The organism is Neobacillus sp. OS1-32, from assembly GCF_030915425.1.
In the GTDB taxonomy this organism is placed as follows: domain Bacteria; phylum Bacillota; class Bacilli; order Bacillales; family Cytobacillaceae; genus Neobacillus; species Neobacillus paridis.
In genome coordinates this window covers 703,847-730,206 of sequence record NZ_CP133263.1, presented here as the reverse complement: position 1 = coordinate 730,206, position 26,360 = coordinate 703,847, and the positions used below count along the sequence as shown (strand labels likewise).

The 26,360-nt window shown below is 38.9% G+C and carries 22 protein-coding genes and 4 pseudogenes; 11 read left to right on the top strand and 15 right to left on the bottom strand.

All coding sequences use genetic code 11. The features are described 5' to 3' along the window. Positions 1–12: 12 nt before the first annotated feature. Positions 13–1,962, bottom strand: coding sequence for a lipoteichoic acid synthase (locus tag RCG24_RS03865; RefSeq protein ID WP_308078335.1), 1,950 nt, complete (start codon positions 1,960–1,962; stop codon positions 13–15). Positions 1,963–2,444: 482 nt separating this feature from the next. Between RCG24_RS03865 and RCG24_RS03860 the strand changes: the two genes are divergently transcribed. Next, positions 2,445–2,624 (top strand): hypothetical protein, encoded by a 180-nt coding sequence (locus RCG24_RS03860; protein WP_235888189.1) that lies wholly within the window; start codon positions 2,445–2,447, stop codon positions 2,622–2,624. 133 nt (positions 2,625–2,757) lie between these two features. Here the strand turns inward: RCG24_RS03860 and RCG24_RS03855 are convergent, their stop codons facing one another. Continuing rightward, on the bottom strand, positions 2,758–2,919 hold the full coding sequence (locus RCG24_RS03855; protein ID WP_202655199.1) for a hypothetical protein: 162 nt from the start codon (positions 2,917–2,919) through the stop codon (positions 2,758–2,760). A gap of 289 nt (positions 2,920–3,208) precedes the next feature. Between RCG24_RS03855 and RCG24_RS03850 the strand changes: the two are divergent. Further along, a pseudogene (locus RCG24_RS03850) lies at positions 3,209–4,722 on the top strand (MFS transporter). Positions 4,723–4,766: 44 nt separating this feature from the next. On the opposite strand, the gene fdhF reads toward RCG24_RS03850, so the two are convergent. From fdhF to RCG24_RS03835, 3 genes and pseudogenes are all read right to left on the bottom strand, one after another. Continuing rightward, positions 4,767–6,644, bottom strand: coding sequence for a formate dehydrogenase subunit alpha (gene fdhF, locus RCG24_RS21255; protein WP_374049146.1), 1,878 nt, complete (start codon positions 6,642–6,644; stop codon positions 4,767–4,769). A gap of 24 nt (positions 6,645–6,668) precedes the next feature. Then, a pseudogene (locus RCG24_RS21250) lies at positions 6,669–6,827 on the bottom strand (hypothetical protein); the annotation flags it as partial. Positions 6,828–6,954: 127 nt separating this feature from the next. Continuing rightward, positions 6,955–8,751: an ATP-binding protein gene (locus RCG24_RS03835; protein ID WP_202655185.1), complete on the bottom strand. Its 1,797-nt coding sequence runs from the start codon at positions 8,749–8,751 to the stop codon at positions 6,955–6,957. Positions 8,752–9,052: 301 nt separating this feature from the next. On the opposite strand from RCG24_RS03835, the gene yhfH (RCG24_RS03830) reads away from it, so the two are divergent. The 3 genes from yhfH (RCG24_RS03830) (at position 9,053) to RCG24_RS03820 (ending at position 9,686) form a co-directional block, all read left to right on the top strand. Continuing rightward, positions 9,053–9,187, top strand: coding sequence for a protein YhfH (gene yhfH / locus RCG24_RS03830; RefSeq protein ID WP_308078334.1), 135 nt, complete (start codon positions 9,053–9,055; stop codon positions 9,185–9,187). A 75-nt stretch (positions 9,188–9,262) separates the two neighbouring features. Further along, entirely contained in the window at positions 9,263–9,397 is a 135-nt protein-coding gene (gene yhfH / locus RCG24_RS03825) for a protein YhfH (RefSeq protein WP_308078333.1), read from the top strand. A 97-nt stretch (positions 9,398–9,494) separates the two neighbouring features. Then, positions 9,495–9,686 carry a hypothetical protein gene (locus RCG24_RS03820; RefSeq protein WP_308078332.1) on the top strand — a complete coding sequence of 64 codons (192 nt, stop codon included), beginning with the start codon at positions 9,495–9,497 and terminating at the stop codon, positions 9,684–9,686. Positions 9,687–9,733: 47 nt separating this feature from the next. Here RCG24_RS03820 and RCG24_RS03815 read toward each other — a convergent pair whose 3' ends face one another. From RCG24_RS03815 to RCG24_RS03795, 5 genes and pseudogenes are all read right to left on the bottom strand, one after another. Next, the gene (locus RCG24_RS03815; protein ID WP_202655181.1) at positions 9,734–9,952 is read right to left on the bottom strand and encodes a cold-inducible protein YdjO-related protein; all 219 of its coding nucleotides are present in this window, start codon (positions 9,950–9,952) and stop codon (positions 9,734–9,736) included. 12 nt (positions 9,953–9,964) lie between these two features. After that, positions 9,965–10,687 (bottom strand): annotated as a pseudogene (gene narI, locus RCG24_RS03810) (respiratory nitrate reductase subunit gamma). A 12-nt stretch (positions 10,688–10,699) separates the two neighbouring features. Continuing rightward, complete coding sequence (narJ, locus tag RCG24_RS03805; protein ID WP_202655179.1) at positions 10,700–11,230, bottom strand: nitrate reductase molybdenum cofactor assembly chaperone; 531 nt, start codon at positions 11,228–11,230, stop codon at positions 10,700–10,702. Continuing rightward, positions 11,223–12,749: a nitrate reductase subunit beta gene (narH, locus tag RCG24_RS03800; protein ID WP_308078331.1), complete on the bottom strand. Its 1,527-nt coding sequence runs from the start codon at positions 12,747–12,749 to the stop codon at positions 11,223–11,225. Before narH ends, narJ begins: the two co-directional genes overlap by 8 nt. Then, a complete protein-coding gene (locus tag RCG24_RS03795) occupies positions 12,739–16,428 on the bottom strand; it encodes a nitrate reductase subunit alpha (RefSeq protein WP_308078330.1) in 3,690 nt (1,229 codons plus the stop codon). Before RCG24_RS03795 ends, narH begins: the two co-directional genes overlap by 11 nt. Before the next feature lie 137 nt (positions 16,429–16,565). On the opposite strand from RCG24_RS03795, the gene RCG24_RS03790 reads away from it, so the two are divergent. From RCG24_RS03790 to RCG24_RS03780, 3 genes and pseudogenes are all read left to right on the top strand, one after another. Next, positions 16,566–16,994, top strand: a complete 429-nt coding sequence (locus tag RCG24_RS03790) for a hemerythrin domain-containing protein (RefSeq protein WP_202655176.1) — start codon at positions 16,566–16,568, stop codon at positions 16,992–16,994. Positions 16,995–17,118: 124 nt separating this feature from the next. Further along, positions 17,119–17,721, top strand: a complete 603-nt coding sequence (locus RCG24_RS03785; RefSeq protein ID WP_202655175.1) for an SCO family protein — start codon at positions 17,119–17,121, stop codon at positions 17,719–17,721. A 367-nt stretch (positions 17,722–18,088) separates the two neighbouring features. Beyond that, positions 18,089–19,709 (top strand): annotated as a pseudogene (locus RCG24_RS03780) (ABC-F family ATP-binding cassette domain-containing protein). Positions 19,710–19,760: 51 nt separating this feature from the next. Here the strand turns inward: RCG24_RS03780 and RCG24_RS03775 are convergent. Continuing rightward, complete coding sequence (locus RCG24_RS03775) at positions 19,761–19,901, bottom strand: YuzL family protein (protein WP_202655173.1); 141 nt, start codon at positions 19,899–19,901, stop codon at positions 19,761–19,763. 116 nt (positions 19,902–20,017) lie between these two features. On the opposite strand from RCG24_RS03775, the gene RCG24_RS03770 reads away from it, so the two are divergent. Continuing rightward, the gene (locus RCG24_RS03770; RefSeq protein ID WP_202655172.1) at positions 20,018–20,260 is read left to right on the top strand and encodes a YkuS family protein; all 243 of its coding nucleotides are present in this window, start codon (positions 20,018–20,020) and stop codon (positions 20,258–20,260) included. Positions 20,261–20,284: 24 nt separating this feature from the next. Here the strand turns inward: RCG24_RS03770 and RCG24_RS03765 are convergent, their stop codons facing one another. Continuing rightward, positions 20,285–20,635, bottom strand: coding sequence for a hypothetical protein (locus tag RCG24_RS03765; RefSeq protein ID WP_308078329.1), 351 nt, complete (start codon positions 20,633–20,635; stop codon positions 20,285–20,287). Positions 20,636–20,779: 144 nt separating this feature from the next. Continuing rightward, a complete protein-coding gene (locus tag RCG24_RS03760) occupies positions 20,780–21,268 on the bottom strand; it encodes an Hsp20/alpha crystallin family protein (protein ID WP_202655170.1) in 489 nt (162 codons plus the stop codon). A 161-nt stretch (positions 21,269–21,429) separates the two neighbouring features. On the opposite strand from RCG24_RS03760, the gene RCG24_RS03755 reads away from it, so the two are divergent. Beyond that, entirely contained in the window at positions 21,430–21,696 is a 267-nt protein-coding gene (locus RCG24_RS03755) for a hypothetical protein (protein ID WP_308078328.1), read from the top strand. Positions 21,697–21,748: 52 nt separating this feature from the next. Here the strand turns inward: RCG24_RS03755 and RCG24_RS03750 are convergent, their stop codons facing one another. Together RCG24_RS03750 and mprF are read right to left on the bottom strand one after the other, a co-directional pair. Continuing rightward, on the bottom strand, positions 21,749–22,870 hold the full coding sequence (locus tag RCG24_RS03750) for a D-alanyl-D-alanine carboxypeptidase family protein (protein WP_308078327.1): 1,122 nt from the start codon (positions 22,868–22,870) through the stop codon (positions 21,749–21,751). Positions 22,871–23,037: 167 nt separating this feature from the next. Continuing rightward, the gene (gene mprF / locus RCG24_RS03745; RefSeq protein WP_235888178.1) at positions 23,038–25,563 is read right to left on the bottom strand and encodes a bifunctional lysylphosphatidylglycerol flippase/synthetase MprF; all 2,526 of its coding nucleotides are present in this window, start codon (positions 25,561–25,563) and stop codon (positions 23,038–23,040) included. 201 nt (positions 25,564–25,764) lie between these two features. On the opposite strand from mprF, the gene RCG24_RS03740 reads away from it, so the two are divergent. Continuing rightward, positions 25,765–26,217, top strand: a complete 453-nt coding sequence (locus RCG24_RS03740) for a cupredoxin domain-containing protein (RefSeq protein WP_202655166.1) — start codon at positions 25,765–25,767, stop codon at positions 26,215–26,217. Positions 26,218–26,360: the final 143 nt, after the last annotated feature.

Below are 26,360 nucleotides of genomic sequence, written 5' to 3'. Positions count from 1 at the left end.
CTTCTCTCACAGTTAATTATTTTTTTCAGTTGCTTTTGCATTAGGTCCTAAATAATCATAATCATTAGGGTTTATTGGTGTGTATCCTTCCGGTTTATAGAAACGAAGGAGGTCTTTATAAACCACTTCATCGGACATTTGCAGTTCAGTATTGACATTATCGGATATCTCCTTACATGGTTGAGGATCTTCCAATAACTCCTCTGTCTTTGCTGCATAACACTTGTCTTTTACTTGAATTACGTCAGAAGTTACAAAGTCGCCATTACGGAATAATGCCCAATTGCGATGCTGTTTAGATAATAAGTCTGAGCCAAATTCCATGTAATCCTTTGTATCGATCCCTAATAAATGAAGCACGGTTGGACGAACGTCTACTTCTCCGCCGACCTGTGACTGAATACCGCCTTTAACGCCAGGAACGTGAATAAATAAAGGTACACGCTGTAATTTTGCATTAATGGCTGGCGTAATTTCGTCTACACCCAATACTTGGGCCATGGCATCATTATGATTTTCAGAAATACCATAGTGATCCCCATACATTACGATCACGGTATGATCATATAAACCAGACGCCTTTAAATCATTAAAGAACTGCTCCAAGGCTTGGTCCATATAATGAGCGGATTGGAAATATTGATTTACCACTGTATCACCATAATCACCGGCTGGAAAATCAGTGTCACCTGGGTCCATTGCAAATGGGAAATGATTCGACAATGTGATAAATTTCGTATAGAACGGCTGCTTCAAGCTCTTTAACAATGGTATCGATTCTTTAAAAAATGGTTTATCCTTTAAGCCATAGTTCTTCGTATTTTCTTCCGTCATGTTATAATATTCAGCATCGAAAAACTGATCATAGCCAAATGCTTTATAAATGACGTTTCTGTTCCAGAATGTTTTATAGTTGCCATGGAATACTGCGGAAGTATATCCTTTTCCTTTTAAAATGGCCGGTGTGGCTTGGTAAGTGTTTTGTGCTTTGTTAACAAATACCGCTCCCTGAGCCATTGGATATAACGAATTCTCCATTAAAAACTCGGCATCTGACGTTTTCCCTTGCCCTGTTTGATGATAAAAATTGTTAAAATAGAAGGTGTTTTTATCATGTGTTAATGAATTCAGGAATGGCGTCACTTCTTGACCATCCGGCAGCTTATAATTAATTATAAAATTCTGCAGTGATTCCATTGAGATAAAAATGACGTTCATGCCTTTCGCTTTACCAAAATACTTCGGATTTGGCTCTGCATAATTTGCTTTTCGATAGTTTTCTACATCAGTGATATCACTAGAATCAGCCAAAGCGCGTTGACTGGAAGACTTAATATTTTGAATCACATCGTAAATTGTAAAGTTGTAGGCGCCAAGGTATTTCACAAGATAATTTCGGTCGAAGGAACGTGTTAAAAGCTGCGGACGATCCTTTTCTGCCAAGCCTAAGTTAAATAAAAATGTCGTAATGGCAAATAACAAAACAATTTTAAAAGGTTTCCTGTTCGTTACCGAAATATGTTTGAAAACCGTTAAAGCTAAAGCAATTAAAATAAAGAAGTCTGCAAAATATAGAACATCTAGTGGATGCATCAGTGATAGTGCGCTATCACCAAGCTGACCGGCATTTGTCTTTGTCTGCAACAAAACCGGAACCGTGATGAAATCATTAAAGAAACGGTAATAAGTGATATTCGCGTACAACAAAAATGATAAAAGGAAGTCAATAATAATCATTACAAGCTTCGTATGCTTCTTAAAAAGTAAAGCCAGCCCTAAAAAGAAAAGTGCTGAACTTAATGGGTTAATCAATAGTAAAAATTTCTGTAGATTATTATCAATTCCCAGATTAAATTCGATTCGGTATGCTACGTACGATTTAAGCCAAAATAGAATAACAGCAATAGCAAAAAAAGTAATATGACTATTGTTGAATTTTTTAGGTAGTCTTATTTTATTCATTTTACTTCTCCTCTCACTTACCAAATTAAAGCTTCGGTAAACGAACCTCAATTACTATAACATATTTTCTCTAAAATGAAAAACATAAATTCTTCCATTAAATGTTTAATTTCTCGCGGTAATTTTCTGCTTTTTTCTAAATTTCGGCAATCATCGACAACTTCCAATTGCTTGGACATTTTTAGTAGTCACATATCCATTTCATTTGTATGATTGTTTATTAATGGACATGACTATTTTTGATCTCAATAATATAAGACGAATAATTCACAAATTGGTTTCATTTTTTGCCTAAAATTATACTCTCAGTTTCCCTTACGTACATTCTGTGAGGAATGATTTCTATTTATCATACACTGAGTGTATTGGCGCCGCAATATGATTTTAGCCTTATCTTTGATCGCCGTGGATAAAAATCTTTGTAAAAGCCAAGCTATAGACAAACCGGTTTCTTTTAAAAAGGAGGGATTTTTTTGCCAAGAATGAAACCAAAATTCACAAAAAGTCCATATTTTGTTGCTGAACCAGGAAATTGGCATTTAAAGCCAGGGGCACCAAAGGAATTAGAGCTGGAATTAGCTCAGTATTTAAATAATCTAACGATCAATGACGAGGGCGGCACCATAAATGGAAACCATATTGAATATCCTTATAGTCAATGAACTATATAATAGTAGAAACCGATTTCATTTCGAATCATTATATGGCACTGCTGACTGGCAAGTCCTTAAGGACGGTTCAGGAGGCATATTTGAATTTCTAATAAGCTAAAAAATAGGCAGGAGGAATTCCTGCCTAAACCATATCCTCATTTTCCTTTTCGATTTCACTTGGCTGGGGCCTTTCCTTTTGAACCATGGTCCCAAGTATTTCTCTGTTAAATTTACTGACATCTTTTCCTGCCCCAGGTAAAGTATTTGCCATCGGTAATTGTTCTAATTCTTTTCCTCTTGGCATTTTTCTCACTCCTTTCCCCTAATTTATCCGATCCTTTGAAATTTTATTTAGGCGCATTCTCCCCTTGATGTAAAAACTAACCAATCATATGGACTATTATATGCGCTAATCGGTAATGCTAAAGATGCAAATCGTTTTCGAAAATTGTTGTCGAATATATTGAATCAGTGAAAATTTTTGGATTATAAAAAAGTTTGGGGAAAGACATCAGATTTACCTTGTTATTTTCTCAGGAATGAAGCAGAATTCTTAAATTTTTGAGTATAGGGAACGAAATGAGGGGTTCAGAATGCATCAAGGTGCAAAACAACTTATTATTCAAACCAGTAGCTTGATTGCAGGTTTTATGGTTTGGGTGTTAATTTCATCATTAATGCCCTTTATAAAAGAGGATATTCAACTGACCTCAACAGAGATTGCCTGGGCGACAGCAGTGCCTGTCATTTTGGGGTCATTACTAAGGGTTCCAATTGGATTTTGGGCCAACCGCTACGGTGCCCGAATATTATTTACAATTAGTTTTATCATCCTACTGATCCCAATTGCCGTGATTAGCTATGCCCAATCTATCTCCATGTTGATATTAGGTGGATTTCTCCTGGGTATCGGCGGGGCGGTCTTTTCGATTGGCGTAACCTCATTGCCAAAATATTACCCGAAAGAAAAACACGGTTTTATTAATGGAATATATGGTGCAGGAAACATTGGAACAGCAATTACATCTTTTTCAGCACCGGTCCTCGCCAATGTACTTGGTTGGAGAACAACCGTACTGATTTTTTTAATTATCGTTTTAATTTTTGCCATCCTTAATTTTGTTTTTGGTGATCGAAAAGAAGACAAAGTTAGTAATTCTTTTTCCGTTGGTTTCAAGCAGGTTTATCGTAACCCTAAGCTTTGGTTTTTAAGTTTATGTTATTTTATTACTTTTGGTTCCTTCGTTGCTTTTACCATTTATTTGCCCTCTTTTTTAGTGAATCATTTCGAATTAAGTAAAGTGGATGCAGGTTTGCGAACAGCTGGTTTTATTGCCTTGGCAACAATTTTTCGGCCGGTCGGCGGCTGGCTCGGAGATAAAATTAACCCATTTTTAATCTTGATGGGGGTCTTTTTTAGCCTGACGTTTGCTGGCTTTCTGTTATCGTTTACTCCATCGCTGCCGATTTACTCTTTCGGCTGTTTATTAGTCGCGTTTTTTGCTGGAATCGGAAATGGTGCTGTCTTCAAATTAGTGCCGCTTTATTTTTCCAAACAGGCGGGTATTGTTAACGGAATTGTTGCTGCAATGGGTGGCCTTGGCGGTTTCTTCCCACCCATTATCTTAACGATTCTGTTTAATTGGACCGGTCATTATGCGATCGGATTCATGTCACTGTCAGAATTTTCACTTGCCACCTTAGTGTTGGTCGTGTGGCTTTATTACCTAGACAAACTTGAAGTTTCCTCAAAAATTGTCGATCACGCCGCAGAAGGAATTGTCCTTACCGATGCCAATGGGATCATCCAAAAAGTGAACCCAGCCTTCACGAAAATTACCGGATATCCCCCAGAAGAAGTACTAGGAAAAACCCCTAGTATCCTTCAGTCAGGTGAACATGGGAACGATTTTTACGAAAGAATGTGGGATAGTTTATTAAATGAGGGATTTTGGGAAGGTGAGATCTGGAACAAACGTAAAAGCAATGATATTTATAAAGAATGGTTAACGATTACGGCGATAAAGATGAAACCGGCGCAACGAAACATTACGTAGGAATGTTTAAGGAAGAAAACGTAAAAAGTGATAAAATAGAAAAAAGTTAAAAAAGAAGACGCAGTCTGGTGACTGACTGCGTCTTCTTGAAGCATTAATTGACTAACCGTTCAATGGTGACGGCACATGCTTTATATTCGGCGGTACCGGAAATCGGGTCATACTCATTTAGGGTTAACACATTTGTTGGCGTTTCGTGCCAATGGAAGCTCATGAACACTAACCCAGGGACTACTTGTTCGGTAATCTTGGCTTTGACCTGCAGTTCACCTCTGCGGGAGCGTACTTGAACCACTTCTCCGTCTGCAATTCCTAAGGCAACAGCATCTTCGGGATGAATATCAACCGTCTCTTCCTTTTGCTTAATCTTAACACCTGTCGCATAATGCCGGGTTTGTGTATGAGTATTATATGATTCGTAGCGTCTTCCGGTTGTCAGGATAAATGGAAATTCCTCATCAGGCAACTCCATTGGCGGTGTATAATCAACCGGTACAAACGGTGCCTTCTTTGTTTCTTTATCTTGATGAAAACGTTCGTGCATGATGAAGGTTCCAGGATGATTTTCATCCGGGCATGGATAATGGATGCTGTATTCCCGATCAAGCCGTTCATAAGAAATACCGCCATACATCTCCCAGGCAAGCTTTCTTACTTCATTCCAAATTTCCTCACTATTTTGATACTGCATTGGATAACCCATCATTGTGGCAAGCTCACAAAGGATTTCCCAATCCTCCTTCGTGCTAGGATGAGGTTTCACTGCTTTTCGAACCCGTTGGATTCGCCTGTCAGTATTCGTATAAGTTCCATCTACTTCACCCCACGAACGGGCAGGAAGAACAACATCGGCCAGCTTTGCTGTTTCCGTTAAAAAAATATCCTGGACTATTAATAAATCGAGTTTTTCAAATAGTGTTTTCGTATGATTCATATTCACATCAGCGAGCAGGGGATTTTCGCCGATAATGTATAACGCCTTCAGATCACCCATTTCAATTCGGTCAAATGTCCGTGTTTGTGTGTCGCCTGCAATCGGATTAAGGGTAACATTCCACTCTTTTTCATAGCGGGCACGGAATTCGTCATTGGCCAAACTCATTGCCCCTGCAAGCTGGTTAGGCAGGCAGCCCATATCTCCTGCACCCTGGACATTATTTTGTCCCCGAAGCGGCATAATCCCGGTTCCTGGTTTGCCAATATTGCCAGTTAGCAGCGCAAGATTAGCAATATCAAAAACATTATTAACACCGCAATGATGCTCGGTAATTCCCAGTGTATAGGCAATCATCGAACCGCTCGACGTTGCGTATTCTCTCGCTGTTGTTACGATATCCTCAGCCGACACCCCGGTAATCGCTGCTGCGTATTCCGGGGTAAATGGTTCCACCTGACGCGCTAGCTTTTCAAAATCAATGGTAACTTGATCAATAAATTTTGCATCATATAGTCCCTCGGTCAATATCACCCGGATAAAGGCATTGATCAAAGCAATATCAGTCCCGACATTAATTTGCAGGTGACGATGAGCCACTTTGACCATATCAATTCTTCGCGGATCAATCACGATTATTTTTAGCCCGGATTTAGCTGCCTTTTTCATCCGATTGGCAATAATCGGATGTGCTTCGGTGGTGTTGGAACCCATTAGCAGCAGAACTTCAGCCCGTTCAAAATCTTCAAGTGTATTGGTCGGAAAACCGCTTCCAAAGATAGTTGCCAGACCGGCAACGCTGGGAGCATGTCACGTTCGGTTACAGCCGTCAATATTATTGCTGCCGATGACGGCTCTCATAAATTTTTGGGTAACATAATTAGATTCATTTGTGCTTCTTGCACAAGCAAACATGCTGATGGCATTGGGGCCCCAGTCAGATTTTATTTTTGATAGGTTATCGGCAATAAAGCGATAAGCTTCTTCCCAAGTGGTTTCCACCAGCTTACCTGCTTTTTTAATGAGCGGGGTTGTCAGCCGGTTTTGGGCATGGACATATTCATAGGCAAAGGCACCTTTTACACATGTCTGCCCTTTGTTTACCGGGGCTTCCTTATCACCGCGGATCTTGATGATTTTATTGTCCTGGACTTCCAGAATTAATCCGCAGCCAGTTCCGCAGTAGCCGCAAATCGTTTTGACAAAGTTAGGTTCTCCCATAATATTACCTCCCTTGTTACATTTTTACCTATATTATAATATTAATCTATTTCCTATCGCCTTCATTTTTATTAAAATTTTGTCTATTTTTTTAAAACTAAAAAAATGGGAGAATCAATCTCTCGTTTTAGGCGGTTTTTTTAGCGGGCAATAGAATATTAAAGGTAGTTCCTTTGTTCAGCTCGCTCTCGACAAATACCTTCCCCTGATGACCTTCGATGATTTTAAAGCTCATCATTAGTCCTAACCCGTGTCCTTGCTTCTTGGTTGTGAAAAATGGCTCGCCCAATTTTTTCAATTGCTCCTTTGGAATTCCGACACCGGTATCTTGAATGGAAATTTGCACATTGTTGTCATGAATCATTGCTTTTACATAGAGATCGCCGCCGTTTGGCATCGCTTCAATCGCGTTTTTAATAAAATTCAAAAATACCTGTTTTAACCGATTTTCATCACAATTTATTAGAATATTTTTTTGCTCACAGTCAAAGTGCAGTCGGACATTCTTTTTTATTGCTTCAAATTCCTGCATGGAGATAACAGTTTTAATGACAGGCACAATATTTTTTTCTTCCAGTTCAACTGCCTTTGGTTTGGCTAAGACCAAAAAGTCTTCAACAATTGTATTAACTCGTTCAATTTCATCAAGAATGATATTTAAGAACTCCAGGCGTTCCGGATCTTTTTCATCTAATTGCAAAAATTCAGCATATCCTCGCATAGATGTCAGCGGATTTCGGATTTCATGGGCCACTCCCGCTGCTAATTGCCCCACAGCCGCAAGCTTATCTTGGCGATGGAGGACTTCCTCTTGCTTTTTTCTCTCGGTAATATCAGTCCGGATCGAGAGATATTGATACGGCTTTCCATTTTTATTTAAAAAGGGCACGATGGTTGTATCCACCCAATAAAGTGTTCCATCTTTAGCCCGATTACAAATTTCACCATACCAAACTTTCCCATGGCCAATCGTTCTCCAAAGTTCCTTAAAGAATTCTTTAGAATGATAGCCAGAGTTCAGAATACGGTGGTCCTGCCCCAATAATTCTTCCTCACTGTACTTAGAGATTTCACAAAACTTATTATTTACAGAAGTAATCCTCCCCTTTTCATCCGTAATCGCAACGATCGATGATTGGTTTAAGGCAAACGTAATATCCTTTACTTCTTTTGTAATATCCCGCAAAGTGGTGTCGGAGGCAGCAAGCTGCTTGCTTATTAATGTACTTGAGACAATTAGGCCGCCCATGATAAGAACCGAAACAAATAAGACTAAATAATTAAAGAAAGGACTGTCCACAACCGTTGCATTCGTCACATCATTTGCAGTTATGATCACCAATGATTTTCTCAATAATATATGACCTTCGGCAATCGTCCCGGACATAATCAAAGCACTAACAGGTTTTAACCATGTCTGATTTTCCTGGGAATTTTTTGAGGAAAATAACATCCATAAAGAAAACAAAAAAGAAGCGAAGATTAATAAACTGGAAACAATAAATAATAACACATGGTATTCTATTTCCACATTTAGAGCATAATTTCCGATAATGTGGATAGCGATGACAGCAAGTGTAAGAAATAAGCTGCCTATCATTAAGTGATAAAAACGAATCTTTCTCCCAAAAAAAGGCATAAAGGCCATTCCTGAAAAAGCAATACCAATCAAAATGGATAATATCACAAGTGGTATATAGTAATTGGCAAATAAGCCGGCATTGGTAACAATCAGACCCATAAAATTAGTAACCCAAATTCCCATCCCCATCGAAAAAGTTCCGCCGAGAAACAGTAACCGTTTGTTTTGATCAGATGTTCTTATTAACCTGAACATATCTAATGCCGTATATGAAGCCATTATCGTTAAGCCTATCGCGATTATGAAGAAAAATGGATGAAACGAGTTAAATAATGTATCCATTTAACCAGCATCCCCCCTTTAAATCTTTTTCTACTATGATTTTAATGGAAAGTGGTTTGTTATGGAAGTGTTAAATTAATATGAATATTGCTTTTTTAATATTTTTTTACCTACACTATTTTTTCATTAGACCTTCGTGCTAACAAAATCCCAAAAGGAAACAAACAGGTTAAAAGACTTATTTTTTAAAAAGTTTATAAATTTTTTAAAAAAGTCTACACATTTTTAATTTTTTCGTTTATACTGTACTATAACAAAGCTGAAATTATAATTCTGTATTAATAAAGGAGAGCGATTTCCAATGTTAATGAGTCCGCTAGAGCTTTTCCGCAGTTTACCTAATAAAGTATGTCCTGAATGTGGTCAGCTGATCGAAGAGCAAGCAGAATCGAATTTAATGGAATGTGACCGCTGCTTAGCAAAAAAGGAAGAATAAGATCTTTTTTTGCACTTTCTGTATTATAACAATATTAAAAAATAATTAACTGTATTATTAAAGGAGGATACTAAAATGTTAATGAGTCCGGTTGAATTTTTCCGTAATTTACCTGAAAAGGTTTGTCCAGAGTGTGGTCAGCAAATTGAGGAGCAGGCAGAATCGTATTTCATGGAATGCGACCGTTGTTTATCAAAAAAAGGGGAATAAAGCTCATTCTCCAGTATAACCTGGAGAATTTTTTTAAAACCGCTTAGCATAAACCATTCTTCACTAGTAAAACCTTTACATAAGGAGTTGATGAAGGATGGCAAAAAGTAAAAATAAAGATTATCTTACTACTGCACCCAAAAAGCAGCAACTGACCATAAATAATGGCGCGGTGTATCCAAATTTAAAAAATGTTCCCGGCGACTCGGTCGACGAACATAAAGCTCTTGAAGAGGCTAATTCCCTAGTCACAGGTGATGAAATCAGACAACAAAATGAAAACTTGTAAGCAAAAAGACTGTCAAATTCAACTGACAGTCTTTTACCTTTTCATGATTAAATTTTCGGTAGGACCCGAATTTCTTGAATCATTTCATTACCGCATATCGGACAAAGTAAATCTGCTGCAACAAAGTCCTTTCGCATCCAGCCAATGCATGAATCAACAATACATGAGAAAACTTCTGTATCTTCTAAAATGATCTCCGTTTCAATGTCTTTACCCTTTCTGCCATAAAAAATAGCAACCGCCTCCTTTTTTCTTAGTATGTCCATAAAGTGAAGCTATTATTGTTTTTCGGGGTCCTCTGACATGGCCAATGCTTTTCTGCCAAAGACGGCACGGTAGACAATATATTTTCTTTTTAAATACTCAAGAGGCAGGCTCCAAACATGGACAAGCCTCGTAAATGGCCAAATTCCAAAAAGCAATAGAGCCGAGACAACATGGATTTGAAATCCAAGCGGGATCCCTGCCATCAGAGCTGAATCCGGATTTAAAGTAAGAATTCCACGAAACCAAGGGCTAATCGTTTCACGATATTCAAATGCAACACCTCTTCCGGTATACCAAACAGTGTTCACGAACCCCGAAAAGATAATCAATGTTAAAAGAACAAGTACAAGAATATCGCGAAATGTGCTGTGGACATAGATCCGTTTCACAGTGAATCAACGAACCATTAGTAGACATACACCAATAATGGTTGCCAGGCCGGCAATTCCTCCTATCCAGACGGCCCCAAAATGATACATATGATCTGTAATTCCAACGGAGTCATAAAAAGCCTTAGGAATTAAGATTCCTGCTACGTGGCCAAAAAACACAAAAATAATTCCATAATGGAATAAAACACTGCCCCACTTTAATTGCCTCTTCTCCAAAAATTCGCTTGATTTGGCTGACCAGCCAAATTGATCGGTATTGTAGCGATAAATATGGCCAACAACGAACATCGTTAACATAATGTATGGGAAAGAAATCCAGAAAAAGTTTTGCCAAAAGGTCATTCATGGTCCCCCTTACGACGCTTTTTGTTTATTGATCATGTTTTCAATTGTTTCAACACAAGCTTGTAAAATAAATTGGTAAGGGCTATCGATTGCGGATAATTCCTTTACCAATTGATCAATTGCTCGGCGATGAACCATCAGCATTTTTTGAGCGGTATCAGCTGGAGCTAGTGAACAAAATTCAAGCACAAGCGGGAGAAAATCCGGTAATTCATTACTTTTCAATGGAAGGCCTGCCTCATCATAATCCTTTTTCAATTTGATTAGCGCCTTTCCCCTGTCAGGATTTTCCCCAAACAGATAATGTGTTAGATATAGTGTTGTTTTTTCATTAAAATCAAACGTGAATGAATAATTGGCACAAAGCTCATGAAAAGGGACAGAATGAAGATAATGGTAAAATTGTCTAAACAGCATTTTGGTTAATTGATCATCAATTAGATTTATTTCCTCTTTGAGTTGCTCATCCGTAAACCACTCCGTCTCTGGATGTTGTAAAAGTAATGACGCTAATCCAAGAATATGCTGATGTTCATCCATTTAGTTCACCCCAATAATCATCGCCGATCTTATAGTCGCTGGAAATAATCGGTGTGACTGAGCAGCCGGAACAACCCTCCATAAAATCAAACCCGGCTGTTCCCTGACCTAGGAACATATTTCCTGCATCCTCCCGATGGGATTTCGGTATACAATAGCGGTCGTCATATTTGGCAATTGCCGCCAGCTGATACATTTCGTGCATTGTCTCTTCGTTCATGCCGACTGCATTAAGAATAGTTTGGTCTGGTTTTTTGCCTAAATTAAGCGATCTCATATAGCTTCGCATGGCAACCATTTTTTTTAACACTTTTCGAATGACTTTGGTATCCCCTGCGCTGAGCATATTGGCCAAATATTCTATTGGAATTCTCAGCTCGTCAATCTGTGGAAAAATAACATGCGGGTTAACCCCGTCAAGTCCTCCATCAAAAGCACTCATAACCGGACTGAGCGGCGGGATATACCACACCATAGGTAATGTACGGTATTCCGGATGGAGTGGCAGGGCGATTTTTTGCTCCACAGCAAGCTTATATACTGGTGATTGTTGAGCGGCCTCAATCCAGTCTTCCTGATAGCCTGCCTTTCTCGCCTCTTTAATAACTTCAGGATCATGTGGATCAAGAAAAATACCCAAATGTGCCTCGTATAAATCTTTTTCATTTGCTGTCGCTGCTGCCTCCGCCACTTTATCTAAATCATAAAAGACAATCCCAATATAACGAAGTCTGCCTACACAAGTTTCTGAACAAACCGTCGGCATTCCTGCTTCAATTCTTGGAAAACAGAAAGTACATTTTTCCGCTTTATGTGTCTTCCAATTAAAATATACTTTTTTATACGGGCATCCCGTCGTACAAAAACGCCAGCTGCGGCAGGCTTCTTGATCGACTAAAACGATGCCATCCTCTTCCCGTTTATAAATCGCTCCTGAAGGACAAGAGGCTACACAAGAAGGGTTCATACAATGCTCGCAAATTCTCGGCAAATACATCATAAACGTTTGCTCATATTCAAATTTGACCCTTTCCTCAATCCCCTTGCGGTTCGGATCATCCTGTCCGGTTTGATAGACACCGGCCAGATCATCCTCCCAGTTAGGCCCCCATTTGATATCCATATATTCACCCGTAATCTGCGATTTGGGCCGTGCAACCGGCTGGTGTTTTTTTCCCGGGCTGCTCAGCAAATGTTCATAATCATAGCTCCACGGCTCATAATAATCATCCAATTCTGCCAGATTGGGATTATAGAAAAGGTTCAACAGCTTTGAAACCCTGCCACCGGCCTTCAATTCAATCTTGCCGTTTCTTAACTGCCAGCCGCCTTTATATTTGTCTTGATTTTCCCATTCCTTTGGATAGCCAATTCCTGGCTTGGTTTCGACATTATTCCACCACATATATTCAGCACCTGGACGATTTGTCCAGGTGTTATTACAGGTAATACTGCAGGTATGGCAGCCGATACATTTGTCTAAATTCATCACCATGCCAAACTGGGCCTTAATCTTCAAGCCAATCCACCTCACTTCGATCAAGTCTGGAAATGATCACGCGTTCATCCCGCTGGCTTCCACATGGCCCATAGTAATTAAAGCCATAGCTTAACTGGGCATAACCGCCAATCATATGGGTAGGTTTCATTTGCAGTCTTGTCGGACTATTAAAAGTCCCACCGCGTTGTCTTGTTATCGTGGAACCAGGGACATTGATATGCCGTTCCTGCACATGGTACATGTACACCTGCCCCCGTGGGAGCCGATGCGTAACAACAGCACGGGCAACGACGACACCGTTCCGGTTATACATCTGCAGCCAATCATTATCAGCAATCCCCACCTCTTTGGCATCTTCTACATTCATCCACACATGTGGACCGCCTCTAAAGAGTGTCAGCATTGGAATCGTATCACCATAGGTACTATGGAAAGACCATTTAAAATGTGGCGTTAAATAACGTAGGTTTATCTCTTTGCCCATCCCATCAGGTTTTCGATCTGTTGTTTGAAACGCCGCTTTTTTAAGAGGCGCCTTAAAAATGGGAAGCTCCTCACCAAACTCAAGCATCATTTCATGATCTAAATAAAAGTGCTGCCTACCGGTTAATGTCCGCCACGGAATCAGCCGCTCGACATTAGTGGTAAACGGCGAGTAGCGGCGTCCGCCAGTTTCTGTACCGCTAAACACAGGGGTAGAAATAACTTGACGCGGCTGTGCGGTTATTTCATTAAATGAAAGATGTTCCTCTGCTCTCTCCTCTGCCAAGTCAGCTAATTTTTGTCCGCTCCTTCGTTCCAATGCCGCCCACGCCTTCATGGCGAGGGAGCCGTTAGTTGAACTTGATAATGAGAGGATTGCTTCTGCTGCATCCCTTGCTGTATATAGACTTGGACAGTCTTTATACTCGGTTTTATTGGCGGTGCCAAGAAGTTTCTTCAATTTTTCATATTCTTCTTTTGCCTGCCAGCCAATACCCTTTGCTCCGATTTGCTCCTTTACGACTGGCCCAAGCGAGATAAACTTTTCGTACACTTTGCGATAATCCCGTTCTACTACATGTAAACGCGGGAAGTTCTGACCGGGAACAGGCTCAGCTTGGCCATTTATCCAATCTGAAATTTCTCCAAATGAACACGCCTTGGAAATTTCATCACGTGAATCATGCAAAAGCGGTGTCGCGACAACATCCTGGACCGGAGTAGGAAAATATTTTTCAGCCATCGCAGAGAACTTTTTTGCCAGTAATCTAAACGTGTCCCAATCTGATTTTGATTCCCATGGAGGTGCGATTGCCGGATTAAACGGATGGACAAATGGATGTAAATCTGTACTGCTAATATCATATTTTTCATACCAAGTAGCAGTGGGAAGAACAATATCTGAGTACAAACCAGTCCCGGCCATACGGAAATCGAGATTAATCATCAAGTCAAGCTTTCCATCAACGGGCTCCTCATTCCATTCAATTTCCTCCGTTGCTAATTCAATATTCTGTTCGCTAAGATTTCCACTATGTGTACCAAGCATATATTTTAGAAAATATTCATGACCTTTCGAAGAACTTCCAATTAAATTGCCCCGCCAGACAAACATGACCTTTGGAAAAGTTTTTCGATCCTCAGGATTTTGAATCGCAAACTTGGTGTTTCCTTGTTTAATATCTGAAACGATAGACTGGATGATTTCTTCTTTATCGGATAGTTTACTGCTATCAACAAGTTTCAGAGAATTTTTATCAAACTGCGGGTACGCCGGGGTCCACCCAAGTCTAGTCCCTAACGCATAATAATCACCGGCATGTTTATAACGGGGGGCATCTACGAGCGGTGATACTTGGTCGGTGATAGACTGGTCATCATATTTCCATTGCTCGGTCACAAAGTAAAAGAATGGGGTTGCTGCATGCAGCCTAGGCGGGCCGCCCCAATCTCTTGCCATGGCAATTGTCTGCCATCCTTCCAATGGACGTACCTTTTCCTGACCTACATAGTGGGCCCATCCTCCACCATTAACACCTTGTGATCCTGTCAGCATTACTAAATTAAGAATCGTACGATAAGTAGCGTCCGCATGGTACCATTGATTAATTCCCGAACCCATGATCACCATTGAACGACCGTTAGAATCAACCGCATTTTGGGCAAATTCACGGGCAATTTGTGCAGCAAGTTTACGGTCAACACCCGTTAAACTTTCCTGCCAAGCAGGCGTATATGGTTTAGGATCATTATAGTCCTGAGGAAAGTCTCCTTTTAAGCCTGTTCTGGCTACACCCACTTTCGAGAGCATTACATCAAACACGGTCGTAACGAGAATAGATTGACCATTCATCTGGATCCGCTTAACAGGAACCTCACGGATAAAAGTCTCCTTTTGTTCCATTTCAAAATGCGGAAACTCCACCGGCACAGCCTCATCCTCAGCCCCGAGCAGCGTTAATAATGGATTGATCTCAGATATATTTTGTTCTGAATCAGTCAGATGAAGATTCCATTGTCCATTCTCTTCCCATCTATGACCAATCGTCCCATTCGGGAATGCTGGCTTATTCATGATCTGGTCCCAAACAACTGTTTTCCACTCCCCATTGGTAATCGTAGGATCAAGTTCGCTTGCTCGTAAGAATGTGCTGGATACATAGGAATTGCCGTGTTTTTTTAACTTGATGAGAAAAGGCAAATCAGTAAATTTTTTGACATAATCGGTAAAATAATCCGTTTGTTTATCGACATAAAATTCTTTTAAGATGACATGTGTCATGGCCATGCCTAATGCCCCGTCCATACCCGCTTGACAATTTAACCAGTTATCGGCGAATTTGACAAATTCCGCATAATCAGGGCTGACGGCCACCACTTTTGTGCCACGGTATCTTGCTTCCACCATAAAGTGGGCATCAGGTGATCGCGTCTGGGGAATATTCGATCCCCAAACTAGCAGGTAGGATGAATTAAACCAATCGGAGCTTTCCGGGACATCCGTTTGCTCCCCCCATACCTGTGGTGATGCTGGTGGGAGATCTGCATACCAATCATAGAAGCTTAACAATGAGCCTCCGATTAGGGATAGGAAACGCCCACCGCCGGCATAGCTGACCATCGACATTGCTGGAATCGGCGAAAATCCAAAAATTCGATCGGGACCAAATTCTTGAAGCGAATAGATAAGGGATGCACAAATTATTTCACTTACCTCTTCCCATGAAGCGCGAACAAATCCTCCCTTCCCACGAGCCTGTTTATACTTTTTGGCTTTTTCGGGGTTAGCCGAAATTTCCTTCCATGCAGCAACCGGATCACTGGTTTTCGCCAACTCTTCACGCCACATCGTCAATAAACTGCCGCGAACATATGGATAACGGACTCTTAACGGACTATAAATATACCAGGAGAAACTCGCTCCTCTCGGGCAGCCACGAGGTTCATACTCAGGCATATTAGGACCCGTTGAAGGATAATCGGTAGCTTGGGTTTCCCAAGCGATAATTCCATCCTTTACGTGAACCTTCCAGCTGCAAGAGCCGGTACAATTAACTCCATGCGTTGTTCTAACCGTTTTATCATGCTGCCACCGCCGTCTATATACTTTTTCAGAGTTTCGATCCATAGGATTCATCACTGCATGGTCGGCAACATCCCTTGATTGTCCAAAGAATTTTAATTTTTTCAGAAGCGGGGCTCGTTTTCGTTCCATATTCTCACCTTCTTTAAACATTTTTATCTAGTAATGTATCCATTAACTGTAAATCTATTCTTTCAGTTCAGGTTTGTTTTAAATAATCCATAGGTTGGAAATGACTGAAGAAAGAAAAATTGGAAAGGAGAATTGACATGACCGGGCCATCACTAAGAAAGAAACATTCCCACCATGCCATTCATGACGGTATTTTTACAGAAGCAAGAGAATTGACCAATGTTCTAAAAGAGCTGTTCAAGGATCATAAAAAACAACAGCAGCAAAAAGAGGTATGTGATGCATTACTCGAACATTGGGAAACAAGGACATTGGCCCATGCTCAGTCAGAAGAGGAGGGTTTTTTTGAAGAAAAGCTGGCTGAAAATCCGGACCTGTTGGAAACGATTATTCAATTAAAAAGAGATCATGAAATCTTGGAATTAATTGTTAAGCAGATAAAACACAGATGGGAAACCTCAGAGTTGACGGAAGAAATTGTCCGTTGCTTCGATGCATTACTGGTCGTGTTTGAAATTCATAATATGGAAGAAGAGAGTAAATTATTCGTGGAGCAAAAAGGCTGACTGACACAGGCAGCTTTTTTCAGTTTCAAATTATTATTCTTTTTAAGTTCTTATTCTTGTTCACAAATTATCCATATCTTTTTTCAAAAAATTTCTTTATCTTATATAGTAGGAGGGGAGACACTTGAAAAAGATCTATCTTATTTGCGGTCTGGCGATTTTCTTTGGAATTGCAGCCGGGATTTCATTTTTTCTTATTCGGGACGCAAATGCAGCCATACCATCAGATGTTACCCTGATCAATCAGAATGGTGATCAATATACATTTGGTAAAGATAAAACAAAATTAAAGCTGATTGAGTTTGCTTACACTCATTGCCCGGACGTATGTCCAACGACAACACAAAAAATGGTCGGCTTAAAACAGCAGCTTGAGAAAAAAGGGGTATTTGGGAAGAATATTGAATTTATTACGATTACAATTGACCCCTATCGCGATACACCCGAAGCATTAACCCGATACATGAAAGGTTTTGGAATTGAAAACGGAAAGCATTGGGTATTTTTGACTGGGGATCCGCAAAATATTAAGGCGGATCAGAAAAAACTTAAAAAAATTACCGATGCCTTGCAATTCCAGTTCAAGGACCCGGGAAATGGACAATTTGTTCATACCACCTTTACATATTTGGTCGATAAAAACAATAAATTTATTGCCAAATTTCCAATGGGAAAAGACTTTAATCAACAAGATGTATATGATAAAATCATCGACAAATTGGAATAACATAAAAAAGCGGTTAGTCCTTAGGGATTAATCGCTTTTTATACCTATTCTCTTATTAATTCACAAATGAAGGACATTTTTTGAGCTGTTGTAAAGATAAAAGGTAATTAGACTTTGGTTTTGTTAAACTCGCTTGAATTCCTAACTTTTTTAACTTGTTTACGAGTTCCGTTAGTTGTTTCTTGGCCACACTCTTCACCTTCTTTAAAACTGCTTAGTTTCATTTTACACCAAAATTATGAATAAAGTGTGAAAACATAAAAATTTTTTTGGAAAATTTCCTTGCTCCCCTTTTTTTAATTATTCGCCCTTCCCCTTTATAAATGGTATAATGATAAGCAATATGTTTTTTTGGAGGATGTTTTAGATGATTACCGTAAGTAATGTTAGTTTAAGATACGGAGACCGCAAACTTTTTGAAGATGTAAATATTAAATTTACCCCTGGAAACTGTTATGGGCTGATTGGTGCGAATGGGGCCGGAAAATCCACATTTTTAAAAATTTTAGCCGGAGAAATTGAGCCACAAACGGGCACTGTTCAGCTTGATCCAAACGAACGAATGGCAGTTTTAAAACAGAACCATTTTGAATACGAAGAATTTGAGGTATTAAAGACGGTGATTATGGGTCATGCAAGACTGTATCAAGTCATGCAAGAAAAAGATGCCATTTATTCGAAAGAAAATTTTACTGACGAAGATGGAATGAGAGCTGCTGAACTTGAAGCTGAATTTGCTGAGTTAAACGGCTGGGAAGCAGAATCAGAAGCAGCAATTCTTCTTAAAGGTCTTGGAATTGAAGAGGATCTTCATGATAAAATGATGGTCGAATTGACAGGAGCTGAGAAGGTAAAGGTATTACTGGCCCAAGCTCTGTTTGGCAGACCGGATGTTCTCTTACTTGATGAGCCGACAAACCATTTGGACATTAAAGCCATTCAATGGCTTGAGGAGTTTTTAATTAACTTTGAAAATACAGTTATCGTTGTATCCCATGACCGTCATTTTCTAAATAAAGTATGCACCCACATTGCCGATCTGGATTTTGGCAAGATTCAGATCTATATCGGTAACTATGATTTCTGGTATGAATCTAGTCAGTTAGCGTTAAAGATGGCTCAGGATGCCAACAGGAAGAAGGAGGAAAAAATAAAAGAATTGCAAAACTTTATTGCCAGATTTAGTGCAAATGCCTCCAAATCCAAGCAGGCCACCTCAAGAAAAAAATTATTGGAAAAGATTACCCTTGAAGATATCAAACCTTCCTCACGCCGCTATCCATATGTCGGCTTTACCCCAGAAACGTGAAATTGGTAACGATTTATTAAGGGTGGAAGGATTGACGAAAACAATAGATGGAGTAAAAGTTTTAGATAACCTTAGTTTTTTTATGAATAAAGGAGACAAAATTGCATTGGTTGGCACAAATGAAATGGCCAAAACGACACTTTTCAAAATACTAATGGGCGAAATGGAGCCTGACAGCGGCAGTTATAAATGGGGAATAACCACTTCTCAAGCCTATTTTCCTAAAGATAACTCGATGTTTTTTGAAGGCAGCGAGTTAAATCTTGTCGATTGGCTGCGGCAGTTCTCTCCTCAAGATCAAAGTGAAAGCTTTTTACGAGGATTTTTAGGCAGAATGTTATTTTCCGGGGAGGAAGTGTTAAAGAAAGCCAGCGTCCTCTCTGGTGGTGAAAAAGTTCGCTGCATGTTGTCCAAATTGATGCTTAGCGGCGCAAACGTTCTGCTGCTTGATGAACCGACAAACCATTTAGACTTAGAATCAATTACAGCTCTCAACAATGGATTAATTAATTTTAAGGGTTCAATATTGTTTGCTTCACATGACCATCAGTTTGTTCAAACCATTGCCAACCGAATTTTTGAAATTACCCCAAATGGTCTCATTGATAAGCAAATGAGCTATGATGAATACTTGGAAAATAGCGAAATCCAAAAACAAGTGGCGGAGATGTATAAATAATTTGTTTAGGGGGCACCACAGATCTGTTGGTGCCCTTTTCAGCCTGCTTAATTAGTATCGTTTCTGTTTTCTTCGCGCAGAAGATACTTCTTTCATTCCTGTTTCCCCATTCGTCGTCCCTTGCCCTTCTACTTGTGGTGAACCAAGCCCAATGGTAGACGGGTCGGCTTTGCGTTTACTTTGTTTTCCCATTTCAAAACACCTCCACACTTAGCGTTTGGAATAAATGGTTCCAATATACCCGAATAAATATACTTGAATATTTTTGAAAAAATTAGGGACGATAATGGTCAGAGGAGGTGTTTTATATGGCAAAGATTGGAGTAGAACAATCGCTGACAAATGTGACAAGGGCTTTACGTGATAAGGGTTACGATGTGGTGGAATTAAAGCAGGAATCAGATGCCCGTAATGTGGACTGCTGTGTCGTCACTGGTTTGGATTCCAACGTAATGGGAATGCAAGAGACAATCACGAAAGCACCGGTAATTGAAGCAAGAGGAATGTCTGCAGATGAAGTTTGCCGCGAGGTAGAGAACAGACTTCAATAGTTTTTTAAGACTAAAGGATAATCTTTAGTCTTTTTTTGCCTTGATATTAATTTTCGGTCCGCTTGTTTCTTCAGCCTCAACTTTTTCCTGTTTCATTTCCGAATTCTTTTCTTCCTCGTCCAGCTGTGGTGTAAATTCAGCACCGTAGGTTGCACCAATATTTAATTTCCCCTTTAGTTCTTTAATTCCCAGCTGGCCAAAATTATTATTAAGTTCGTATTTATCCAAAATAATTTTTTCGATATTTATCTTCTCGATTATAATTGGAGGTTCAGTTGTTTTGCTCGTCTTGTCTACTTGAGATTGAGCTTGAAGAGCAAATAAAGCTGTTTCTAGTTCCTTGATACTCAGGTCAAGTAAAGTCAGTTTTTTCATTAGTTCCTTTTCACGTTCATTTTTGTGAAATATGGAAAATAAATTTTTTATTGACATCTCCGCGGAACGCTCCTCTTTTCAATCCCTTACTTTATGTATATGGGAAAATCAGCTGAACATGTACGAAAGAAAATCTAATCCGTTTTAGTCGATGGGAATCATTTCTCCCTTGTCCACCATCCTTGGATATCTAACGAGTAAAACTCCGTTCCAAAATTTAGCGCTTATTTCATTTGGAGTAATGGAATCAGGCAATGTGATCTGCCGTTGAAAATCACCATAAAACCTTTCCGAATAGCTTAATTTTAATTGTGGATGGAGCGGCAGAGCCTTGCCTTTTACGGTAAGAATATTGTTGTTCAAACCTAGTTCAACATTTTCTTTTAATATACCAGGCAGCTCAATAATGATGATTACTTCTTCTTCTCCTTCAAGCACATCAATGATCGGAAATGTCCGTGCAGAGCCTGCATCCCGGGAAGCTTGTTGATTAGTGTTAGAAAAGGGGCCCTTCATCTGCTGTTCGTTGATAAATTGCTTGGCAAACTCCTGGTCAAATATATTGCCCCAGAAATCGCCCCCTTGCATACTTTTGGCAACATCGAGCCATTGCTTTAATTTCTCCACATCCATGCAGCTCTACCCCCTCTAACCATCCATTAAAAAAATGAACTCATTTTTTCTATTACTACATCATACTTTTGATTGAGTTAATTTAAACCAATTTTTACCCTAAGATTTCTTAAACAGCTGATCCCTGCATATATTTTAAGCAACGATAAGGAGGAAATGACATGCCGACTCCCGCTCCATTTATTAATATTAATATATTTATGATAAAAATTAATTCCTTTGAAAATGCCTCTGCTGTCAATATTGGACAAAATCTATTGGCAGAATGGTATAATTCCGATAAAAAAAATCAGGGCTACGGGCAAAATTTTGGTGACCAAAGTGACTTTTTTGCCACAAGAAGTTTTGTCGATGATCGTGACCAAATAGATTCACCGTCTTCCTTCGAATCCACCCTGCCCAATATTCAGGACTGTGATTTGGAATAGCCAAAAAAAGGCAATGAAAAGTTTGGTTCCTTTTCATCGCCTTTTCATCTTTCTAATACTTTCTGCTAAGCTTCCTGACAGTCCCAGCAACAATCAAAGCAGCAACGATAAACATTAATCCAAATATTGCCATTGATTCAAATCGCGGCTGTTCATTTTCTTTTGGTTCAACAGCTTTTTTCGGTGCTGCTGCCGGCTTTAATTCCAATGGCTTTAATTGAACCGTTTGAAGAACCTTTCCTTGTTTGTTTTTAATCAAAAGGGCCCCGCTATCAGTTAAATCTTTGGTTGTCCCGCGTATATCTTCTGTAACAAGGATATCTCCGTCAGAATGGTATTCCTTAGAGGCCTTTTTGAATCTCTCTCCCTGTTTTATCGTTTGATCACGAAAGAATTTAAACCCATAGTTAAATAAATGCGCCGTATCAACATATTTATCTTGTTTCAAATCAGATTTAAGGACGACTGCGGTTAATTTTATTTTTCCATTATCCGCTGTCGTCGATAAAGTTTGCTTTGATTCTGTCGTATACCCCGTTTTCCCACCTGTAATACCTTTGTAAGGGAACTCACCAATCAACATCTTATGGTGGGAAAGGATATTTGTATTCCAGGACTTTCCTACCCAATGAATTTTTTTCGTCCCGAAAATCTTGGCAAAAACAGGGTTTTTTATTGCATAATTAGTGATTAAGGCCATATCACTGGCGGTCGTATAATGATTTTTGTCAAATAAACCACTTGGATTTGTAAAATGAGTATGGTGGACACCGATAGTTGTTTTTAGATATTCATTTAGATTTTTGGCAAATTGGTTAACACTGCCATCTACCTGTTCGGCCACGGCCACCGCAGCATCATTTCCGGAATTGATCAGCATGCCTTGGACCAATTTGATTAACGGTAATTTTTCACCCTCAACTAAATAAACTCTCGTGCCGTCCTGTCTTACGGCATTGTCGCTTACAGTCGCAATACTGTTTAAATCGCCCTTTTCAATCGCATATATGGCTGTCGCAATTTTAGTTAGACTGGCCGGATACATTTTTTTATCGGCATTTTTACTGTATAGAACCGCGTTTGTTTCGGAGTCTAAAAGAATGGCTGCCTCACTTTTCAATGCCAATTTTGGATCACTTTTAGCATATGTGATCGTTTGGATTGAAAACAGCATAATAATGAAAGAAAAACCTGCTACAAATTTTCTCAATATGAACACCCTTAATAAGTACTATAATCCTCATATATTTTAACAGATTATTAATAAGAAAAAATAGTTTTTCCAAAAAAAGTTTATCATAAAAAAACGGTAAGCAGTTTTCTTACCGTTTCTCGCCATTTCTATTCTCTTTTTTTCGATATCAACAGCGAAATTTGTGCCATTATAAAAGGAAGTGATGATTTTTTACGATACGCTATATATTTTGGTTTCCAAATATTTGTATATTTTTCTTTAAATTCTTCTAACTCTTCAAAATGATAAATTAAATGACCATGTAAAAAAATTTGCGAGGCGATTTTTTCACTTAAGAAAGCAAATTTTGATAATCCCACATTGGCTAACGGCGCCATCCCCAAATTTAAACGCTCATAGCCTTGGCTCTTCGCCCACTCAATCAATGAAAGGAAGAGAAAATCAACTGTACCGGGTCTAACATCATGTTTGAAACGCATCAAATCAACTGAAATGGTCTGCTGATCATAAACATACATGATGCTCACAAACCCCAGAATTTGTAAATTATTATCTCTAACAATCGCAATTGGTGCTTTATTCAAATAGTTTTTATCAAAATATCCCAATGAAAAGCCCTTTTCCTTCCTCCCCTGCAGCCAATCTATTGATATCTCCTTTAATTCCTGAAAAAGCTTTTCCGAAAATGGCGGTTCCAGCAATTCGAAAGTATATTGATCACGAGAGAACTTATTTTCAATTGCCTGTAAATTTTGCAATTTATCGTCGGAGAGCGAGAATTCCTTTAAATCAATGACAGCTTCCTCCCCAAGCTTAAAGAAAGCAAAACCGTGATTGTGGAGAAGCGGCAGCATTTTTTCACCAACTTGATAAAATACCAAAGTATAGCCGTACAAATCGGCTTTTTCTTGAAATTCTGCTATGGCATTGGATATTTCCGCTTGTTCCCCGACAGGTTCCCCAAGAACAATCAATTTATCCGCATACTGTTGAAACGAAAATAAAATATTTCGTTTGCTATTCCAAAAAATAAATTTATCATGTAACAGGATTAAATGGGATAATACTTTTCCTTTGTATTTATAAAAATGATCGAGAATTTCTTTTTCCACATCGATTGATTTTTCAAATACCCACTTTTTTGGCAAACTAATTAAATAACCCGCAGAAAGAATCATAAACGCGATCAGCAGTCCAATGAAGGCGCTTGTGAATAAATCATGGGAATCTACAATAACATATGGCAATAATTTTTCCGGCATCGCCAATTTCGCGCTTGGCAAATTAAGGTAACCGATTATCAAGTACATGGAAGTGATGATGACAATGATCGAGACGTCAAACAATGTTTTTCCCCATGTCAGTACGTAGCTTTCTCGATAAAACTGTCCCTTGGACATTCTGAGAATCAGGGCAACAATGATTAAAAAAATCGCTTCTTCATAGTCGATCCCCTTAAAGATGGAAAATAATGCAGCTAGAATTAAAGCAAACATTGTTACATCATAGGTGCGTTTGACACTATACTCAATCCCCCGTGATAAGCCCAGCAATAAAAAGCCAGTCGCCACGGAAAGCTGATGGGAAACATTAATGATTGGGAAAGCCAAAAGTTCTTGGGCCATTCTCAGTCGGGACATAATCCCCGGAACACTAGCTGACAAAAGCAAGATTAATCCCGATGAAAAAACGAGCAGCGTCAGAATAATGTGACTCAGCCCTTGAACAATTGCCTTTGGCAAATCATTCCATGATTGATTCCATTTTTTCCAATATAATTTGACAAAGAATACAGAGCTTACTAAAAATGGAATAAAGTAATAGCCTATCCGATATAAAAGGAGCAGAACTAAAACCTTTTCCTGTGGAATATGTAAATCCTGCATTCCCCAAATGAAAACCAAATCAAAGGAGCCAAGTCCCCCGGGAATCATACTAATGATCCCTGCACAAGCGGAGCTAATGTATACCGGAAATAGCTTTGTCATTGGAATGCTAATACCCAATATATTGCTTAAGATGTAAATCGCAATAAACACAGCAAACCATTCGACAATGGAAACTGCGATCAGCTTCATTCCAGCATTAATGGATATAAGTGACTGGTTATTCTTCTTTGCATTGATCAAATGGATCATGATAAATACCGGTAAATACAAACTCACAGCTAAAACAGCAAAATAAAGCCATTTAATATCAACAAATAGCGGAAAATGCCGATAAAAAATGGTCACAACCCATGATAAAACGGATATACCGGTTAAATAAAAAAAAGACACGGAAGCAATGACACTTAGCAATCTACGTTTATCGTTCTCTAGCTTATGAAAAAAATATGTTCTTAGCATGGCTCCTATCAGGCCGCCAAAGCCAATTAAATTAGAAAATGAATTGGCAATAAACGATTGTTCCAACAGTTCCTTCTTAGGAACTTTGATCTGTAAGACTCTTACTAAAATCACATCGTATAAAATCATTGGCAAAACTGCACCAAAGGTGATCGCTATAATAAATAGTAAGACCCAGGCATTTAGTTGATTTAATTCATTTTTAAGTAACTCAACATTTAAATGCCCGGTAAATTTTCTAATTTCAATAACCGCGAGTATTAACAAAAATAGTGGAAAAATGAACTTTATTACTTTGACTATCTTTTCTTTTTTTATGCCCAACAAGAAAACCACCTATTTTATATTCCTGTTTTTACTATAAACGTTTCGACAAGAAAAACAAAGATATATATGCATTATTTTTGACCGCTTCATCCCCATTTAACCTACAGGCCGCATTAATAAATTAAAAAATGCAGACAAGTTTTCCACCCTATCAGGCATATGAATGAATGAGGACAAATTCTTAAGGAGGAACTTGAAATGAAATTTCTAGTATTTAAGAAGGAAACCTTTGTCTTCTTCTTAGCGATCGGGATTATGTTAACCGCTATATTAGCCTGGTTTATGATGAAGGCTGGCGATGCCGCTGTTTTTAATCAGACAGCCGATGAAGGTATTCGCGAGATTCATATGGTAACTGCTGAATTCAAAACAACAACAAAAAACGGAACGCAATTAGAGGCCTACAGATGGGATCCGGGAACAATCTCTTTAGAAAAAGGTGAAAAAGTACATTTATTTATTAGTGGGATAAACGGTGAAAAGCACCCTTTTTATATCGAAGGAACCGACATTAAGGGGACAGTTCAGAAAGGAAAGGAGACGGTGGTACCTCTTCAATTTGATAAAGAAGGAACCTATCGATTAATTTGTGAGGCCCATTCAACCAGAGACCATAATGGCCCAATGATTGCCTATATTGTTGTTGATTAGAACAGGAGGGGATGATTCCTGTTCTTTTTGTTTTATATAACAGTTGCTAATTTCTGCAAATGATTATAATACAGATTTTTATATTTAATGTAACACTTTTAATATATTTTGTAACTTATTTTTAAAACAATAAGATTTCACAA